The organism is Vibrio penaeicida (genome assembly GCF_002933855.1).
GTDB classification, from domain to species: Bacteria; Pseudomonadota; Gammaproteobacteria; order Enterobacterales; family Vibrionaceae; genus Vibrio; species Vibrio penaeicida_A.
On sequence record NZ_BFAQ01000057.1, the window covers coordinates 15545 to 34729 of the forward strand.

Here is a 19185-nt window from a genome sequence, read left to right on the forward strand (position 1 = left end):
TACTACGATTGGTATAAGTGCCAAGACAAGTCCAACGACAATACACACCACCCCGACACCTCTTGTATACAGCCACTTTTCTTTCAAGAAAATAATACCCAGTAAAAGACCAAATATAATGCTGGTCTGGCGTAAAGCAACCACTAAGCTGACGTTTTCAGTTAGCGTCATGGCATACAAAACTAAGGTGTACGTTACGCCCATCATTATGCCTGCGACGGTGGCGGATTTTTTCATTTCCCAACCTCGTCTAAAGACATGCCATTGTTTCGTAAAAGCAAAGGTCAGGGTTAATGTCACGGCCATAAATGCAAACTGAACACCCAAATAGAAAATAGCCACCTGTTGCGCGCTATAAACATCCTTCACTTCACTGGTGAGAATGTCTATCGCGACTTTATCTAGAATGGAATACCCCGTTGTACCGACGGCAGCTACCAGTGCCCAAGCTACTCCCCCATTCATGTAGTCAGAGAGCCTAAACTGGCTGAATTTCACTAACGGAACAAACAAGCAACCAACCGTAATTAGGGTGAAGCCAATCCATTGGACATCACTCAATGTCTGCCCTAACAATACCGTGCCCAAACCGACCATCAATACTGGCATGGCTCTCGCGATAGGGTAAATCACGCCAACATCGGCACGCTGGTACGCGTACGCTAGCCCAAGCATGTAAACAGCTTGAAATACCGCACTCACGCATACCCAAAGCCAAAATTGGGAAGGCAATGAAATCTCGGGGGAAGAGAGAAACCAAAAAGTATAAGGGGCTAGGATAAGAGTTGGCGCATACGCCGAAGCAAGAAAAAACGAACCACCAGCACCTTGCTTAGATTTGCCAATGATATTCCAACTCGCGTGCAACAACGCTGAGAAAATCACTAAAGCAATAGCAAACAATGACATAGATTATTTTTTCAGCTCCACACTCGATTCAATGCTGATCGCATCATGTCGCCAATATTCGATGCGACAATCAATGATGGCACCGGAACTGTCTAGGCTAGAGCGCTCAATCACCATGGCTGGAGCACCTGGTGTTGCGCGCAAAGACTGCGCAATGTCTCCAAGCAAAGAGGTGGTTCGCAGCCGAATTTGAGTAGATGCAGGGAGAATACCGAATTCACTTGCGCAGATACCACTTAAAGAAAGGGTAAGATCGTGATCCAGTAAACTCGGCGCGTAATCGGGCTGAACATAGTGAGTCACATGCATGACGGGGCGTTCATCGAGGTAACGAAGCCTCTCGATTTTGTGCACGTCAGAGAAAGGTTGGAGATCCAAAATCTGAGAAGCGTATTTGGTCGCCAAAATGGTTTTCGATGTGAGAACTTCGGTTCTAGGCTTTCTTTCATTCGCCGTCGCTAATGCCGTAAAACTAAAGTCTTTACCCGGATCGTAGCTTAATGGCGGAGGCGAGATAAACCACCCTCGCCTGTCTTCTCGGTAGATTTTCCCTTCTATCTCAAGCAACGATAGCGCTTCTCGCAGTGTTACCCGAGTCGTGTTAAATGACTCAGCTAATTTGCGTTCCGGTGGTAATTTCTGCCCCGGAGGTAATAGCCCCGATTCAATCTGTTCTTCAACTGCGATTTTGATCTCTACGTATTGCACCCATTCACCTATTTGTCAGACAACCGTTCATCTTCTTCCTCTTCTATTTTGGCCAATGCATTGGCTGCGCGCTGCAAAGCAGGAAGAAAATGCAGGGCTTGTTCTGGTTTTAGGCGAATAATCGGCGCTTGTATAGCGATACCAAGATTAGAACGTCCACGTTTTGAGGGCACTAACACAGCAACACAGAATAGACCTGGCAAAAATTCTTCATTATCTATCGCGTAACCATTGTTCTTAACTAGGTCGAGTTCTTCTTCCAAATCTTCAATGTTGGTTTTCGTATGCTGGGTGTAACGTTCTAACTCGGTGGTTGAGAGTACACGTCGACGTTGCTTAGCATTCATATTGGCGAGGAAAAGCTTACCCGTCGCACTGCAATGCACAGGCACACGTGAACCCGGGTGCAAATAAAAGCGAAGTGGGGCTTGGGTTTCTACGCGATCAACATAGACAATCTCGCCGCCAGAAAGCGCCGTAAGGTTACAGCTTTCTCCCACTTCATTTTGCAATTGCAGTAATACGGCATGTCTTGCACTGTGAATCGTACTATTCAGTAGCAACTTTTCGGCAAAACGGCGTAGCCGTATTCCGGTGCTGTAATGCCTGTCATCATGGTCACGCTGCACAATACCAGCACTCTCTAACTGCTGAAGCATTCGGTGTAATGTGGGTTTCGGCAAACCCGTTTCTTCGACAAGGCTTTGTAATGAGAAAAATTCGTCCTTTTCCGCGATCACTTCGAGTAAAGCAAAAAGGCGCAAGGTGGGCGTATCACCCTCCACTTTAGGAGGCTGAGTGGGTGACTGGCTGTCCATATCTCTCCGATTTTCTTGTTCAACTGCTCACGTGACCACTTATAGCAAGAAAGCAATATGATTTATACCACATAGCGGATTTTAGATTGATCTATGGGGCATCAATCGTTAGCATTGTTACATAAATACAATTTACGGAACAAATTGTATCGATAAATGGAACTTAATCATTATGAAAGCAATTGAAAAGATCATCGAATCCGCAAAAAAAAAACCAAAAAAGATCGTGTTGTGTGAAGCACAAGATCGACGCATCCTCAACGCCAGTGTGAAGGCTCAACAGCAAGGTGTAGCTGAGATCATACTGGTGGGTAGTAATAAAGATCTCGAAGCTCAAGCCTTGGCACAAGGGCTATCGTTGTCTGGGTTGACCTTGCTTTGTATTGACGAGAGCCCACTTACCAAGCCGCTAAGCCAAGCTTTATATGAGATAAGGAAATGCAAAGGTATCAGCCAAAAAGATGCCGAAGCATTAATTCAGCAACCATTGGTTTTTGCAGCCATGCTTGTGCGAGAGGGTTACGCCGATGGATTGGTTGCGGGCTCGGTGTACACCACAGCGGATGTGGTTCGCAATGCCATTCAGTTAATTGGCACCAACAAAGCATTCCCGCTCGTGTCGAGCTTTTTCATCATGATGCTATGTGAACCCTTCCACCAGCATAAAGGACCACTCATATTTACAGACTGCGGCTTGGTGGTGGATCCAAACGAAGAACAACTTGCCAATATTGCGATCACAGCAGCCAATAGCGCACAACAACTCCTGAATGTTGAACCGAGAGTCGCAATGCTTTCATTCTCAACAAATGGAAGTGCGCAACATTCTTCGGTAGACAAAGTGATAAATGCGTCAAAAAGAGTAAAATATCAACGACCTGAATTGGCAATTGATGAAGACGTGCAATTCGATGCCGCTATCGTCGCTGAAGTCGCCAACAAGAAGTCACCAAATTCAACCGTAAAAGGCAACGCCAACGTACTCGTTTTCCCTAATCTAGAAGCGGGTAATATCGGCTATAAACTGGCAGAAAGGCTCAGTGGTGCAAAAGCCATAGGACCTCTATTACAAGGACTGGCAAAACCAGCCAACGATTTATCCCGAGGATGCAGCGAAGACGATATATTCCATGTCATCGCCACAACGGTTGTGCAAGCTCAACATACTTAATTGAGGTTACCTATTACGAATGGAATTGATCCTGTTACTCGTTATTATCGCCATTGGCACGTATTTCCAAACTGTAGCAGGGTTTGGTATCGCCATAATCATTATCGGTTTGACCAGCGCCTTTCAGCTCTACAATTTACCTGTTGTCGCTGCCATCATCAGTTTGATTACCATTGCAAATTGCCTAGTAGCCTTGAAAGGTATTGGTCGCCAAACCCCTTGGCGAAAGTGGGCATTTACTATTCTAGGGGTTATTCCCGGTGTTTATGTTGGTCTACTGGGTTTGAATCATCTCAGTGGTGAAGCGATAAGTACCTTGGAATTTTTGTTGGGTTGCATCATCTTGTATAGCGCCATCAGTTTATTTTGGCGTGCAGCTGCGAAGAAAGAACTGTCCCGTTTTCGTAGTTTCTCCGTCGCAGGTTTTACTTCTGGGCTCTGTAGCGGAATGTTCGGGCTGGGTGGTCCTCCACTTGTCTATCACTTTTATCGCCAACCTATGGCAATGGAGCATATTCGCGCGCTGTTGCTTTCCACCTTTCTTTGCAGCTCGGTTTCTCGAACGGTGATTCTTGCATGGGAAAACCAGCTCACCCCTGAAATTCTGACCATTTCAGCCGCAGCGATTCCTTTAGTGATGCTTGTGACCTACTTAACCCAGAAATATCCAACGAATATCGCCCCCAATACCATGAGAAAAGGGATTTCTATTGTGCTGTTTCTGATCGCCATGCGTTTGATGGTGCCGTTCTTTATAGACATGCTCCCCAAGTGACTCATCTAATTGAACACTGATATGTGACTGCAGCTAACACACCAGCCCCATGCTTTACTTTTGGCTGGTATAATTGCGTGATATAAAACCTGAATCGAGCCGAATTTTGAATATTCTGATCATTGAAGATGAACCTGCAATTGCTGAAAATTTAATCCACGTTTTGGAAATGGACGGTTATCAAGTGGACTGGTTTTCAACCGCTGGCGAAGGGCTTGCACACTTAAAAGCGCAAAACCCTGATTTATTGGTTCTGGATGTGGGGCTACCGGATGGAAATGGCTTTGAGTTATGTAAAACCATTCGGGATTTTTCCGCGATTCCTATCATCTTTTTAACCGCCAGACATGACGAAATAGACCGAGTTGTTGGACTAGAAATCGGGGCTGATGATTACGTCACCAAACCTTTTAGCCCACGTGAAATGCTTGCAAGAATCAAGCTTCGTATTAAGTCTCGCCCATTAGTTTCACCCCCATCTGAAGCGGAAAAATCGGTCGAGAACACCCAAGACTTATACCCCGAGAATTTTGATTACCGTGTGGGCAACCAAAACCTAGGGCTAACCGCTGTGGAATTCAAAATTCTTCACAAATTGATTGATGTATCGACCAACGTACTTAGCCGAGAACAACTCATGATCGCTGCCGATATGACGCCAGGTTCCATCTACGAACGTAATATCGATTCTCACATTAAAGCCATTCGCAACAAACTCAAACCCTTTGGCATGGCGGATAGAATTTGCACAAAACGAGGGTTCGGATACTACTATTGCGCTCAGAACTCAAACCGTTGTAAGGCTTAACATGACCGATAAAACGTCCAATTGGCCTAAAATCCCCCTCGGGATTCGTCTGTTCTTCCTCTACTTTGTGTTGGTGGGCATGACAGCCTACATCGTTAGCCAAACAGTCATTCAAGAACTCAAACCGACCGTGCGCCAAGCGACAGAAGAAACGTTAGTCGACATGGCGAATTTACTTGCCGTGCTGGCGGAAGAAGAAGTGGCGAACGGCGAGATGGCGCAAAGTCGATTTGCCAATTTACTGACTGCTTATGGTAAGCGAGAGCCTGAAGCGAGAATCTGGGAAATCGGCAAAAAAGTCATTAATCATCGAATCTATATCACCGATAAAAATGGCATCGTTATCGCCGATTCTTGGCAACAAGATGTTGGCAAAGATTACTCTCAGTGGAATGATGTGTACTTAACGTTGCGCGGAAAATATGGGGCTCGCAGTACAACAGCAAACCCCGAAGACCCTTTATCTACGGTTATGCACGTCGCCGCTCCCATCTACCATCAGGGAGAAATTATCGGCAGCGTTACGGTAGCGAAAGCCAATCGCAGTGTTCAGCCTTTTATCGACCTTTCAAAACGAAATGTCTTATTCTGGATGATGTGGATGACAGGGCTGGTTTTGCTGGCCGGTGCGCTCATCGCTTGGCGCATTCACTCTGCCCTACATAAACTCGAAGATTACGCAGAAAAAATGGGGCGCGGAGAAAAAGTCACCAAGCCGACTTTTCGAATCTTTTATGAATACGGCACGCTAAGTAATGCGCTGGAAAAAATGCGTAATCAACTCGACGGAAAACACTACGTTGAGGAGTATGTTCAAACACTCACCCACGAACTCAAAAGCCCAATCTCTGCTATTAAAGGCGCGAGCGAAATTTTGCAGATGCCTCTACCCGAAGAAAAAATAACCCGTTTCGCTGGCAACATAGAACGCGAAAGCAACCGAATGCAATTGCTTATCGATAAACTGCTGGAGTTAGCTCGGCTGGAAAAAATGCCTCAATTGGAAAATACGCAGCCACTTCAGCTACTCACCATGCTGGAAGAAATTGTGCACGCCTCAGACGCCAAGCTCAGTAAAAAATCGGCATCGTGTGAGATAAACGGGAGTGAACTAAGCGCTTCGGACAGTAAGTTAACCGTATACGGTGACAGTTTCTTGTTGAAACAGGCCTTATTTAACTTAATGGAAAACGCCCTCGACTTTGTCTATGAACAGGGCAGTATTCATTGGAGTATTTCCTACAAAAATGGAAATGCGACGCTTACGGTGTTCAATACAGGACCGCATATTCCTGACTACGCGCTGGAAAGAATTACCGAGCGATTCTACTCTCTGCCCAGGGGAAATGGCGTGAAAAGTACGGGGTTGGGGCTTAACTTCGTTGAGCAAGTCGCCAAGTTACATAATGGTACACTGAAGGTAAACAACGTCGAAGGCGGGGTCAAAGTCACACTGCAGTTTCCAACCCCATAAAAGCGTTTTTAACCCACAATGGCATTAGCAACTCCATAAAAACTCCACATAACCTCCATTCACTTTCCAAATTGCTGTTTTAGAGTGAGAATAACGTTTAAGGAGAGTGAAATGAAAAAATTTATGAACAACCAACTCGGCATAAAGTTTGGCTTTGTGCTGTTTTTGTTTCTGCTACTGCAGATTCCAGTGTCCATGATTGACGATCTTATTTCTGAACGTTCCTACAGACAGCAGGAAGTTCAGCAAGACATCGCTCGAAGCAGCAGCGGTGAACAGCGCATCATGGGGCCTTTCATTAATATTCAGTACACAGAAACCGTCACAAGCAAAGACAAAGAATTCATGATCGAACGTCAGGCCTTCATTTTACCCGATAACTTTAACCTGACCTCCCATCTTGAAAGTTTCGAGAAATACAGAGGGATCTATAAAGCTCGCCTTTATCAAGCGCAGACCGACCTCAATGGGGAGTTTGATCTCTCTTCGCTGGATGATTTGAGCGAATTCACAATAGATAAGATCAGCATGGTGGTGGGCATCAGTGACAGCAGAGGGTTAATCAACTTAGGGGAGTTATCACTAGGTGGACAATCCATCGAAGTTGAACCAGGTACTGGGATGAACCAAATGACACAAGGTTTCCACAGCAAACTGGACATCGATACTTTAGATACATCTAAGCCGCTAACATTTGATTTGAACTTCTTGCTACAAGGTATGGGTAATCTACAAATCACCCCGATTGGCAACAATACCAGTGTTAAGCTTTCCTCTAGCTGGCCTCACCCGAGTTTTATTGGCGATTATTTACCTACTTCTTCCGATATCCAAGAAACCGGCTTCAGCGCTAAATGGGCAACCAACAACTTTTCAACCAACATTACCCAACTGTTTGATAAATGCATGTCAGACAATACCGAATGTTACGAACTTAACGGCAGGCAAATGGGTGTGGACTTGATTGATCCTGTCGACCATTATCTTAAATCCCATCGCGCAGTAAACTATTCTCTGTTGGTCATTACCCTTATATTCGCAAGCTTCTTCTTGTTAGAACTGTTCCAAGCGCGCCCTATTCACCCTATCCAGTACGGTTTTGTGGGTCTTGCTCTGGCGCTTTTCTATTTGTTGCTAATTTCCCTTAGCGAACACACTGGCTTCAACTTAGCATACTTAGTGTCTGCCATTGCCTCTACTGCCTTATTAAGCGTGTACGTGGGCGGTATGCTGAACAACCGTAAGCATGGCAGTATCTTTGGCATCAGTTTGCTCATTCTGTACGGGTTGTTGTTTGGGCTGCTGCAAGCAGAAAGCTATGCCCTACTGATGGGAACACTATTGTGCTTTGTCGTCTTAAGTTTGGTTATGGTGATGACTCGACATGTCAATTGGTATGAACGAAGTGCAAAAGCCGCAAATGCACAGCCTGAATCCAACCATGATGCTGATTTCGAAGACGGTAAACAGTAACCCGATTCAAACCAAACAAGAGCCGCAGCATTAGCGGCTCCATCAAACCTACGAGTCCGTTTATCCGATCTTTGTTTTAGCCAATGTTACTCCTTGGTATAAATAAAAGTACAAATGAAGAAACCACAAGCAATATGCCGGATAGCTGCCAGCTTAGAGGTATACCGTAATGTTCTGATATAAAGCCAAACACTAAGGAGGACAGTACCCCACCAATCGTTACAACGAACGAGCTCACCGACAGCATTGTAGAACGCACTTCTTCGCTGGTATTGTCGTTTAGCAAAACACTTTCTGAATTGTTTCCCAAAGTGAAAAGGAAGAAAAAGCCCAAATAACACACTAAAAAGGCTAAAAACGATGTGGTATGCGCAAGTAAAAAGAAGAGTACACCAGCCATACATCGCGTGACCAACATCAGCATTCGATGCGACCCATTAAACCAAGTCAACAATGTTATAGAGCAAAGTGAAGCGACAGCGGACATCAAGAAATACAAAGAAGACACCATACCAAACATGGTGATTCCATACCCTGTATCTTCAATAATACGTGCGAGATAAGGCTGCCAGTGATTCTCAGCGGCACTCAGCACCATGCCTAGTACTAAAGTGGTTTGCATCAATCGCTTGATAACACAATGTGTAAAAGCGCATTGTATTGTTCGGAGGATGCTTTTAGCTGAACTGACGAAAATTGATGGATCAGTACTTGTCCCTCGTTTTTGGTTAGGTATTACCCATATAGTACCTGCCAGTAGCAACACGTTACCTATGATCACAGTCAAAATATTCAAATCATAAACGCTAGGAAAACCAGCTCCTAAATTATTTATAACATCGGGTAGCACCCCGCCAATTAGAGACCCAATTGCAAGTCCAAACGTAATCATCACGTTCACTTTTGCTAATGCCGAATGAAAGGTGCCATCACCAACTTGATGCTGAAAGGATTCATAAAATAATGCATCGAGAGTGCCTGAATATAGGGCACGAGAAGCGCCTAAAATAAAAGATGACATTAGCAGGAATGAAAAATCATAAGACACCAAAAGCACAATACAACCCACCATATTCGTAAATAGTGAAACTAGGTATGTGCGTCTCTTACCATATTTATCTGCTAAGCCTCCCATTGGGATTTCCAACAAAGCGGTACTGCCAATCCAAACCGCCATCACTAAACCAATGTCAAATAAGTTTAGCCCCCGAGATTGGAAAATAAGCGTAATCACAGGGATCATGATCCCCATAATCAACCAATGCAAACCCTGCTGGATACCGAATCGTATCGTGAGCTCCCTTTTGTTCATTTAACCATCCCACGTCAAAAATAACGTTAAAGAATCTCATAACGACCCTTAGTTTCAACAAGACTATTAAATGGATACTTTTATGATACCTTATGTATCAGGTAAGGTGACTTAAGCCGTAAATAGGAAGAACAAGAATGGATACCCGTTTACTTCAAGAAACATGCGCCATCTTGAAAAGAGAATTAAAAAGTAATCATATTTCCTACAAAGCACTTGCGAATGAGTTGAACATATCTGAAGTCAGTGTAAAAAGGCTGTTAAACAACATACAGCCTCTATCAATGCAACGGATGATGACGATTAGCCAGTTAGTGAATTTTCCTCTATCGAAAATTCTTGCTGAAGCCGAGCGCAATGCTTTCTCCATCCCCCTTTTTACATCTGAGCAAGATTTAGCATTTTGCGATTGCCCTGCTTTATTTACTTTTTGGACAGAGTTATCTGAGAACAATTCTCCTGAGGAGATAGGGCAACGCCACGAACTGGATGATGCGTCTCTATATCAATACTTAAGAAAGCTCGAAAATTTCAAATTCATTGAGTTACAAGCAAACAACAACTGCAAGGTTCTTGTTCCCGCACATACCGCTTTTGAGAAAGGAGCAAAATTTTCTAGTTTCTTTACTCACCAAGTACTCAATGGACTAAAAGAAAGAGTGGTGGATATACCGTTGGAGGACGATCAGGCTTTCCTTATCAGCCTTAAGGCAGAGTTAACAAAAGAAGAGTTTGCTGAAGTTTCACTCAAGCTAGAAGAGTGGATGTTTAACAAACTACGAGAAAGCCAGAACCTAAAGGAACGAGAAGGGTTAAAAGTGAGCCCATACACTTTTGGCTTTATGGGTGCACAAGGCGCTTTTCACGGGGAAATGCCCAAAATCCCAAAAATAAAAGCATTTTATTGAAAATAAACCTTTACAACGCCTCTCTCTGATGTAATATTACGTGCGCTCTGTCACATAGAGTTATTTAAAAAAAACATTAAGTCAAAGCAAGTCTTCAGAATTCCTTCGTAACTGTTGAACCCTCTGTTACACCCTTAGCTTCATCGTCAAATTAAATAATTCCGGCTTTCAGTGCATTCGCTTATAGCGAACCTATTTAATTCAATATATTTAAGGGGCATTCCATGTCTAACAAAGTAACTGGTTCTGTAAAGTGGTTTAACGAAGAGAAAGGTTTCGGTTTCATTTCTCAAGATAACGGCGGTGCTGACGTATTCGTTCACTTCCGTGCTATCGCTTCTGAAGGTTTCAAAACTCTTAACGAAGGTCAGAAAGTGACTTTTGAAGTAGAGCAAGGCCAAAAAGGTCTTCAGGCTGCTAACGTAGTTCCTGCGTAAGTTATGCTTTTACGAGCAAGCTTAGCGGCTTGCTCGTTTAGCCCTTCGGCTCTACCTCGCATCACCGCTTCAGCTATACAACCTTCTTTGTTACTACTTCAATTTCTTCCTGTGTTTTAACGCATCCATCATTATGATGATCGTGTCATAGAACTATTTTAGAAACATACAGTCTTAATATACCTAAGTAACATCAAAGTGAAACATTCGAATACTTTAATGAAGGTATTGGTATGCGTTTACGCGCATTCGAACGTTCAGCAAATTTTAGCTTGAACAAAATTTAACTGCTACAGGTCAAAAGACCCTAGTGAATAGAAAAAAGGAAAAACCATGTCTAAATCGATTGGTCGACACCGTTTCTGGTTTCAGAAATGCCGAAACAAAACAGAAAAATCCAACTCTCGAAGAGGAAATAAATGAGAATAGAATTCAATATTTTTAAAAATAACACTCAGTGGGGAGTCACGACCCATCAAATGAATAGCGATATTTTGCTGCGCAATGTTCTAACTCAAGGCAAGGTATCTGATTTAAACCTGCAGTTTGCATACGATGAACACACCAGTAAAGGCACCATTGCCAACGCGAGTAACCAAATTATTGGCGATTTTCACGTCAGCTTCTAGATTATCAGCCGCCACTTACTGATTATCTTTCGCTCTCCATTCAGAGCATACTTGTTGAACACATTGATACAGCCGCCCGTATCATGTGATTCACCATTTACCATTCATAAAACGACTTACCATCAGAACAAACCAATCTAATTTTAACAAAAAAATAACAATTATTTGACATTAATCTCCTTATTAAATTTGTGCCTATGCATAATGTTTAACGAATTCAAAAAGGTGAAAGTCAATGAATATATACCAAACACTTATCGCATCTTGCGCGATACTGGGTGTTGGCTGTACCAGTACCGCATTGATTGAATCTAAAAACATAGATATGGAGTTTACAAATACCGCTCCTTTACCTTCATTCTGCTAGGAGCAGGGCAGCAACTTTATTCCAGAATCGCTAATACAAACTTTTTTGATTGATCAAGTCGCCAGCTTTTTAGTCGATGCTGTAGATAAGCAATTAGAAAAGGAACTGAAGAAAAAAGTTCAGGTTTATAAAGGTGAGTACCTTGTTCAATGTGACTTAAAAGAACGGAAAGGCAAGGATGAATCCACGAAGAAAGTAGCAAAAATTGAAGAACTCACTTTCCCTATGTCGATTCAGCTAAGCTCCGCTAACACTGCCTCTAAATTAATAATACCGATCACTTTAACAACATCGCCAATCTTCTATAAGGCGTCCGTTAACAGTCATTCTTTAGCTGACGAAACATTTAATGCCCTTCCCTATCAATGGCATCACCTAGTTAAGAACAAAGAGGACCCAGCAAAAGCCTTCAAAGGTGCTGCTACTTTGAATTTGAACTGGGTAACGTATACACGCAGTAAAGAGTCCATCTCTATCAACACCATTTTTGACGGTGAAGTTGCGACTTTGGACATCCCAACAACGATATCCAGCAACCAGATTTCTTTCGGCGAATTGTCAGGTATTAGACCGCCTAAAGATGTAGATCGAGTATTTACTCAGACTCATAAAATAACGCTGACTTTAACCGTAATAGATAAATCGATCTCAGCCAAAGCATTGGAAAAGCTGGCTGAAGCGCTTGAAAATAAAAAAGATGACAGCAAAGAAAAGTTATCCGAAAAACTTAAAGAAATACTGGATGTAAAAGAATAGGGAAATCAGAATGAAACATTATTTTTTAATCGCCATCTGCTTAGTTATAACCGCTTGTACTACCCCTTATTCCCCTCCTGAAATGGAGGAGACAGCCACGTTTGAAGGATTAAAGACGGACAAGACGAACAATATTATTTATCGGACTATTGTTGTTATGGTTCATGGCATGTGTGAGAAACCATCAAATTGGGCCAGAGAGCCTGTTGAAAACATAGTAAAAAAGGCTGGGTACAACGGTCCTATTGTAGAAAATGACTTGGGCTACTACTTCCCCAATGGCGGTACATCCAGCGGTTTTCCTTATCTTAGAGAATACACAGTAAGTGATGACCAATCGGAAATGAAATTGTACGCATACCATTATTCCGACTGGAATCAAATTCGAAAGTCTGGAGAGCTGGAAATCCAAGGTAGAGCAGCCATTGTGAATAAAAAAATCAAAGACAGTTTGGTGTCTGGTTGCCTTTCGGATGTCACTACATACGCTGGATCTAAGGGCATAAAAATCCGAGAATACCTCGCGAAATCGATGGATAAAGTTCAAGAGATGAATCCAGAATCCGACACCATCAAAAACCGAATCTTCTTTATTTCATCGAGCTTGGGAAGCAAGGTGCTCAGGGATGTCCTGATGTGTTCCCCACATCCTCATCAGCACTCTGATTACACTAAAAACCAGTCTGCAACTCAGTCACTCATTGCTCAGTCATCAACCGTTTTTATGGCATCGAACCAAATTCCACTCTTAAGCCCCCTGAACAATTGCAAACCAATAAAAGTAAATAAAAGCACTGAAACGGTTCAAGCAGAGCTGTACTCAAATAGCTTGGTCGCTGCCTTGTCAGATTCGATAGGAACAGAACAAAAGAGTTTTCGAAGAATTAACGTCGTCGCGTACACCGACCCGAGCGATTTATTGAGTTACCCTGTGAGTAACTACGGCAATGCAATATCAAATAAAAAAAATACAGGTGATGGCAGGGTTACTGTACACAACGTAAAAGTGAGTAATGCAAGTACTTGGTTTGGCATTGTGACGAATATGTATAAAAGTCATACGGGTTATTTCAGTAATCCAGACATCATTGAAAGCATGGTTTGTGGCTCCGATGGGTGTCAATAACGGTAAACATATCCTCTCTTAGAATAGCGACCATCCAAAAACAAAAAATCCCGAGTGAATCGGGATTTTTCTGTTATTGAGTTGAATTAACTAAAGCTTTGAATATGGGATTACCTACACCGCAACTGAATCGAACAAGCGGATCTTAGTAAGCGCAGTGACTTCATCTATGTATTGTCGAACGCGCTGAGGGAACTGAATACCTTTCACAACCGTTAGATTACGTAGATGAGGATATAAGTTCACATCGTCGTAACTGATGGTATTGCCTCGCTCTGAAGGCAATGTCAGCCAATCCAGCTTTTCAAGCAACGCATTCATTTTTGGTAAGTATTCATCAGACTTAGAGAAGGCTTCTTCAAAACTCATCCCTATCATGGCGGATTTGTTTTTGGTAAACCACGTTTTAGCTGCTTCACTGCCGTACTCTGGTAACTCAATCATCAACCAACGCGGGTAAAGCAAAGGACCACTAAACTCAAACGATTGCGCTAATATCTCACTAATTTTGTCACCAAATTCACCTTCGGTAACAACTGGAGAACCATCTGACGCATCCAAATATTTCGCGATATCCAAACTTTCTGCCATATAACTACCATCGGGCTTTTGAAGAATCGGCACCATGTTCGCACCCACTTTTTCAATACGGGCATCAACGTCATCGTTTTGCAAAAACACTTCTTCAACGTCAAGACCTTTCAAGCCAGCGACCATCATTGCTTTAATGCAATACGGACAATGTTCAAATACAAACAGCTTCATTTCTTCTCCTTAAGAGGCTGGTTTTCACAGCCAGTTTACCAAACCAAAGCAATTTCTCTAGTTCACCAATTTCGTTTTTTGTTGAAATAAAAAACTCAATACCGACAAAAAATTTGCTGGAAGACAATTCACACTCTCAATGTCATGAACAATCAAACCCAAACATCAATTCAGTATTTAAGGTACGCACCACAGAGCCTTATTGATACACAAGCGAATATAGTTGATTTTATAAAATGAACTACAAAATATTTTAATTTATTTATTTTAAGTTCAAAAACATCAAGCCTCCGAATGTTCAGAGTGATTAAATCAAAAAAATTAGGTGACAAGAAATGAAAGACATCAAGTTTAAACAAGCCCTGTTATGCGCTGCTGTAAGCAGCAGCTTAATGGCATTCGCTCCTCTTTCGACTGCCGAAAGTCTCGCAATAACTAATACCGACATCAACCTTGAGCTTGCTAATGGCGCAGAAAGAGCTTCACGCGAGAAACGTGCCGCGATTGGAGCACTTTGGACAATAGGTCGTGCAATTCGACCATTAACAACGTTAGTCCGCCCACTGTCATGGCATCGGTCAACACGTGTAGTCAATATCGCTCGCAGAAATCTTGCTCGAAAAAATATCACATTGCCAAGTGGGGCAACGGTTTCTGTCGCTGCACAAGCGCTAGGAACGGATGCTGCCGCACTCTTTGCTGCGGAAGAAACTGCGGCTATTGCAACATTACATCAATCAGGAGGCATTGCTTTACTAGAAGCATCCGATGCTACTATTTTCACTCAGCTTCCAGAAATTACAGCTATTGAAGAAGGCGCAGCCTCTGAAGAAATCCTGCACGCTATCAATATTCCTATTGTAGAAACAATGGCGCTTGTAGAAGGAAGTGAACTCTACCCAATTGCAGAAAATGCCGGCGAAGCGATGAAACAAGTCTTTGCAACTTGGGAGGCTGAGTTTAACTCAGTGCTACAGCAAGAAATTCAAAGTGGAAGCGGGTACGTTGGTTGGTCAAACATTAACGCAGGCTTCAACCCTGCTGGTGTTGTAGGTAATGAAGTTAGAGCACTAACTGGTCGTTGGGCAACTAATTTCGAACTTGGCGAATACAACGCCATTACTAAAAAAGTTGACCTTAGGATCAGAATGCGCGGTCTGATCGATACCGAAGTTCAAGGGAGTGCAAGATTCGCAGAGTCAAGGCATATACTTAACGTTGCCAAGAGGCTTCATCGCACAAACGTCTTCAACATCAAGAACTTCAACGAAGTAGCCACTGCCGCCACTCAAGCAGGTCAGTATTCGGGTGAATTAGAGTTGCTTGCTGATGCACAGCATGGAGCAATCACTAGGGGCTTTACTGAAGAGGCTGGAGCAATCATTGAACATGATGGGCGTCGTTTTATCGTCACAGATCAAGAGTACAAAGGATTTAAGAGACTTGCGGATGTGAATGGTAACCGTGTTCGCTCTAACCTCATACGTCGAGATCACGTATTCCTAGCGGAACATAATGGGCAAGCTGTTCCTGTATTCCAAGAAAACGGAGGAAACGGGGTATACAGACTGTTTGACGATGCAAAAACACAACCAGAAATGCTGGGCCGAAATGGAAAGGTATTTAGTGCAATTGGTGAGCCTAAACCGCAACCCAACCTTACCTTTACCTCAGAGCAAGCTAACAACCTTAAGAGCATCGCCAGAAGCCATTTAAAGCAACTAAAAGATGTTGATAAACTTGGGAAAAGAAAAATTGGTCCGGTAGTATCTGTCGCACAAGATCTCGAATCAGGTACGATATCCAAACCTTATATTAATAACTTTGAAGGCACTCAACCTTCAAACTTACACAACATTTTGGATAGAAGATTCAACATCCCTGATGCTGATCTTGAAGAGTATGCTTTCTCAAAAGGAAAAGGCTCTCATGCTGAGGTCTACGCTGTTAATGATCTTCTCAATCAAAGACCAAATGCGACTCTAGATGACTTCGCTGTATTTACAATGGAAACACAAAAGAAAGGTTTTGTTGGGGAAATAAAACCGCCGTGTATACACTGTAAGTGGATTCTAGGTGATGTACAGTACGTAGATTAAAATAGGAGCTCGATGATTATGCGTGTAACCGAAGAAGAGTTAGAATTCGAAGATGATGCTCTTATTTACAATGGTGGTTTGTTCACTGGCGTTGTTTTTTCAACCTACTCAAATGGCACTCTAAAAGAAGAACATTCCTATGTGAATGGCTTCCTTGAGGGAAAGTGTAAAGAATGGCATGAAAATGGTCAGCTTTCGAAAGAGTGGACACAATGTTCCGGTAACAACTCTATGCTGATCTCACAGTGGTATGAAAATAGTACCTGTAAATCTCGGGGAACCTACGAGCATGGCGTCGAGCTCAACTATATCGAGTGGGACAAAAATGGACATTTGATTGAAGAAAGGGAACTAGAGGTCGGGTCTAACTTGCACCAATATCTAGAAAAAATGCGAAAGCTATCTGCTAGATAATACCTTATTCACCAACTGGTCGGCTTGTCGAGTTGTCTCGGGAAGCCGATATTTTGGACATAACTTCAAAACCCAGCCACAAGCTGAACTCAGTGATATTCTATGCCCTACAGAAACATAAATAGGGTTAATATGATCTTGGGTTCGAAGAACATTTCCAATAATCTCGTGCCCATCAGTTAAGCAAGTCTTTTCACCTCGGTGTATTCCAACCTCTTCGTGAGTACCAATTAAACGTGTTTTTCCACACCCAATCGATGGTTTGTTAAAAATAACACCCAAATGACACGCCAGTCCGAATCGACGTGGATGAGCGTAACCCTGACCATCACATACAATTAGATCTGGTTGAATATTGAGTTTTTCAAAAGCTTCAATCAGCGGTGGGATCTCTCTAAAAGAAAACAATCCTGGTATATACGGAAATTGCTCCGAGCCTTCGGAAATTGAACTTTCTACCACTTCTAAAGTTTTGCTATCCAAAATAACGACGGCAGCAACGAGCATGTCGTCTTTTTTAGAATAGGCAACATCGACCCCAGCGATAAATCGAATCTCTTTATAATCATCCGTATGTGTTACTTGACCTGAAAGTTCTTTTTGCAGACTTAGGGCTTCAGCTTCACTAATATTCCACTCGTGAATAATAGCTGGTTTCATGAATCTCACTTTGACGGTTTAATAGTTTTCGGCAGGTTATCCGATAAATAGAGCCCAATAAAGATTTTTATTCAATGCGCGTGAGCCTCATTCCCAAATAGCATAACCTCTCAAAATAACCTTATTCATTAAAAATTTGAGCCGTTATGTTCATTGCGCTACTCTCAATCCACGTAAAGTTTTCCTTAGACAATATGAGTCAATCGACCCTAAACAAGGAGAACACTAATGAAAACTCAATATCTTGCCCTTTTGCTTGCAGCTGCTTCATTTAATAGCGCGGCGTTTACACTGAGCAGCAGTGACATTCAGGAAGGAAGTCGAATGGATAAAGCTTTCGAATTTAAAGGCTTTGGTTGTGAAGGCGGTAACCTTTCTCCGGTATTAAGCTGGCAAGACGCCCCAAAAGGCACCAAGAGCTTTGCAATTACCGCCTATGACCCAGACGCACCTACAGGCAGCGGTTGGTGGCACTGGGTAGCGACAGACATTCCCGCTGAAGTGACAAGCATTAATCGCGGTGCATCTACGCAGGTTAAATTTGCAGGAAGAGAACGTAAAAATGATTATGGTTCGATTGGGTTTGGCGGTGCTTGCCCTCCAGAAGGACATGGCATGCACAGATACCAATTCACTGTGTGGGCACTGCCAACAGAAAAACTTGCGGCACCAGACAATGCATCCAATGCCATTGTGGGTTATATGCTCAACAGTTCATCGCTTGGAAAAGCCACCTTAACCGCCACTTACGTGCGTTAAGTAAACTGAATTACATGGTATGGAGCAAACTCAAATGACTCAATCTCTGGTACAAGCTGGGCATTTTCATGCAAAGAAATCTCAGCCACTCAGAAATGTGCTGATTTACGCACCTACAATCATTTGGGTTGCCCAAGGTGAAAAACGCCTTTGGTGGCATGAGGAAACCCTCCGCTATACGTCTTCAGATTGGCTGGTCACGCCTGCCAGCCAATACCTAACATTTGTTAATGAACCCACACATACTCCATTTTATTCCAGAACACTTACTCTGCTAGATCCCCCTCCCGAGAGTTGGGTAAAGCAATCCAGTACCCAAACGAATGACGATGCCCTACGCATAAAAACCACCTCACAACTTGAGTACTGCTTCAATACGTTATTTGAAATGACAGGAAAAAATTTAGCTGAAGAAACGCAACGGCAGTTTTTGTACGGCATGTATGCTGAACTCAGAAATACAGGCGAACTTCATAAGCTTTTTCCTGAGCAGCCGAACCAGATTAAAGAAAAGCTGGCGCAATACCTCAGTAGCAACCCAGGGTTAGACTACAAGATAGAAACCGTTGCCGAGCATTTTTTTACCAGCCGAGCCACGCTAAACCGAAAGCTTGCTGCAGAAAATACAACGTTTAGACAAGTCCTAACTAACGTAAGAATGGTTTACGCATTAGGTTTGATGCAAAAAACTCGCAGCCAGCTGTCTGTAGCCTTAGCCTGTGGTTATAAATCGGAAAGCCGTTTTTCTAGTCGCTTCAAACAGACTTTTGGGCTTACGCCAAGAGAGTATTTGCAAACACTGTAATAGGGCAGAGTT

Annotated in this window: 21 protein-coding genes; 15 read left to right on the forward strand and 6 right to left on the reverse strand. The window is 42.9% G+C overall.

What is annotated here, in order from left to right:
• The 3 genes from VPNCDNU1_RS26565 to VPNCDNU1_RS26575 form a co-directional block, all read right to left on the reverse strand.
• Positions 1-909, reverse strand: a 909-nt coding sequence (locus VPNCDNU1_RS26565; protein WP_104403220.1) for an EamA family transporter, incomplete at its 3' end; no start/stop codon positions are given.
• 3 nt (positions 910-912) lie between these two features.
• On the reverse strand, positions 913-1617 hold the full coding sequence (locus tag VPNCDNU1_RS26570; RefSeq protein ID WP_104403171.1) for a UTRA domain-containing protein: 705 nt from the start codon (positions 1615-1617) through the stop codon (positions 913-915).
• Between the two features lie 8 nt (positions 1618-1625).
• Positions 1626-2435: an IclR family transcriptional regulator gene (locus VPNCDNU1_RS26575; protein ID WP_104403172.1), complete on the reverse strand. Its 810-nt coding sequence runs from the start codon at positions 2433-2435 to the stop codon at positions 1626-1628.
• 172 nt (positions 2436-2607) lie between these two features.
• Between VPNCDNU1_RS26575 and pta the strand changes: the two genes are divergently transcribed.
• The 5 genes from pta (at position 2608) to creD (ending at position 8136) form a co-directional block, all read left to right on the forward strand.
• Entirely contained in the window at positions 2608-3606 is a 999-nt protein-coding gene (gene pta, locus VPNCDNU1_RS26580) for a phosphate acetyltransferase (protein ID WP_104403173.1), read from the forward strand.
• Positions 3607-3625: 19 nt separating this feature from the next.
• Positions 3626-4381: a sulfite exporter TauE/SafE family protein gene (locus VPNCDNU1_RS26585; protein WP_104403174.1), complete on the forward strand. Its 756-nt coding sequence runs from the start codon at positions 3626-3628 to the stop codon at positions 4379-4381.
• An 82-nt stretch (positions 4382-4463) separates the two neighbouring features.
• Positions 4464-5189, forward strand: a complete 726-nt coding sequence (locus VPNCDNU1_RS26590; protein ID WP_237324232.1) for a response regulator — start codon at positions 4464-4466, stop codon at positions 5187-5189.
• A gap of 1 nt (position 5190) precedes the next feature.
• Positions 5191-6663: a two-component system sensor histidine kinase CreC gene (creC, locus tag VPNCDNU1_RS26595; protein ID WP_104403176.1), complete on the forward strand. Its 1473-nt coding sequence runs from the start codon at positions 5191-5193 to the stop codon at positions 6661-6663.
• A 111-nt stretch (positions 6664-6774) separates the two neighbouring features.
• Positions 6775-8136 (forward strand): cell envelope integrity protein CreD, encoded by a 1362-nt coding sequence (gene creD / locus VPNCDNU1_RS26600; RefSeq protein ID WP_104403177.1) that lies wholly within the window; start codon positions 6775-6777, stop codon positions 8134-8136.
• A gap of 76 nt (positions 8137-8212) precedes the next feature.
• On the opposite strand, the gene VPNCDNU1_RS26605 is transcribed toward creD, so the two are convergent.
• Entirely contained in the window at positions 8213-9448 is a 1236-nt protein-coding gene (locus VPNCDNU1_RS26605; RefSeq protein ID WP_104403178.1) for an MFS transporter, read from the reverse strand.
• A 137-nt stretch (positions 9449-9585) separates the two neighbouring features.
• On the opposite strand from VPNCDNU1_RS26605, the gene VPNCDNU1_RS26610 reads away from it, so the two are divergent.
• The 6 genes from VPNCDNU1_RS26610 to VPNCDNU1_RS26630 all read left to right on the forward strand — a co-directional run bounded on the left by VPNCDNU1_RS26610 (position 9586) and on the right by VPNCDNU1_RS26630 (position 13671).
• Positions 9586-10356: a helix-turn-helix domain-containing protein gene (locus VPNCDNU1_RS26610; RefSeq protein WP_104403179.1), complete on the forward strand. Its 771-nt coding sequence runs from the start codon at positions 9586-9588 to the stop codon at positions 10354-10356.
• A gap of 224 nt (positions 10357-10580) precedes the next feature.
• On the forward strand, positions 10581-10793 hold the full coding sequence (gene cspE / locus VPNCDNU1_RS26615) for a transcription antiterminator/RNA stability regulator CspE (protein WP_101110364.1): 213 nt from the start codon (positions 10581-10583) through the stop codon (positions 10791-10793).
• 419 nt (positions 10794-11212) lie between these two features.
• On the forward strand, positions 11213-11422 hold the full coding sequence (locus VPNCDNU1_RS26620; RefSeq protein WP_104403180.1) for a hypothetical protein: 210 nt from the start codon (positions 11213-11215) through the stop codon (positions 11420-11422).
• A gap of 235 nt (positions 11423-11657) precedes the next feature.
• Positions 11658-11789, forward strand: coding sequence for a hypothetical protein (locus VPNCDNU1_RS29265; protein ID WP_272897590.1), 132 nt, complete (start codon positions 11658-11660; stop codon positions 11787-11789).
• 45 nt (positions 11790-11834) lie between these two features.
• Entirely contained in the window at positions 11835-12545 is a 711-nt protein-coding gene (locus VPNCDNU1_RS26625; protein ID WP_104403181.1) for a hypothetical protein, read from the forward strand.
• Between the two features lie 10 nt (positions 12546-12555).
• Positions 12556-13671: a hypothetical protein gene (locus VPNCDNU1_RS26630; protein WP_104403182.1), complete on the forward strand. Its 1116-nt coding sequence runs from the start codon at positions 12556-12558 to the stop codon at positions 13669-13671.
• Between the two features lie 114 nt (positions 13672-13785).
• On the opposite strand, the gene grxB is transcribed toward VPNCDNU1_RS26630, so the two are convergent.
• A complete protein-coding gene (gene grxB / locus VPNCDNU1_RS26635; protein ID WP_104403183.1) occupies positions 13786-14436 on the reverse strand; it encodes a glutaredoxin 2 in 651 nt (216 codons plus the stop codon).
• 335 nt (positions 14437-14771) lie between these two features.
• Between grxB and VPNCDNU1_RS26640 the strand changes: the two genes are divergently transcribed.
• Both VPNCDNU1_RS26640 and VPNCDNU1_RS26645 read left to right on the forward strand, forming a co-directional pair.
• Entirely contained in the window at positions 14772-16535 is a 1764-nt protein-coding gene (locus VPNCDNU1_RS26640; RefSeq protein ID WP_104403184.1) for a YwqJ-related putative deaminase, read from the forward strand.
• 18 nt (positions 16536-16553) lie between these two features.
• Positions 16554-16949: a toxin-antitoxin system YwqK family antitoxin gene (locus VPNCDNU1_RS26645; protein WP_167404898.1), complete on the forward strand. Its 396-nt coding sequence runs from the start codon at positions 16554-16556 to the stop codon at positions 16947-16949.
• Here the strand turns inward: VPNCDNU1_RS26645 and nfi are convergent.
• On the reverse strand, positions 16935-17609 hold the full coding sequence (gene nfi / locus VPNCDNU1_RS26650; protein WP_104403186.1) for a deoxyribonuclease V: 675 nt from the start codon (positions 17607-17609) through the stop codon (positions 16935-16937). The genes VPNCDNU1_RS26645 and nfi overlap by 15 nt on opposite strands.
• 228 nt (positions 17610-17837) lie before the next feature.
• Between nfi and VPNCDNU1_RS26655 the strand changes: the two genes are divergently transcribed.
• Complete coding sequence (locus VPNCDNU1_RS26655) at positions 17838-18368, forward strand: YbhB/YbcL family Raf kinase inhibitor-like protein (RefSeq protein WP_104403187.1); 531 nt, start codon at positions 17838-17840, stop codon at positions 18366-18368.
• Between the two features lie 34 nt (positions 18369-18402).
• Complete coding sequence (locus VPNCDNU1_RS26660; RefSeq protein WP_104403188.1) at positions 18403-19173, forward strand: AraC family transcriptional regulator; 771 nt, start codon at positions 18403-18405, stop codon at positions 19171-19173.
• Positions 19174-19185: the final 12 nt, after the last annotated feature.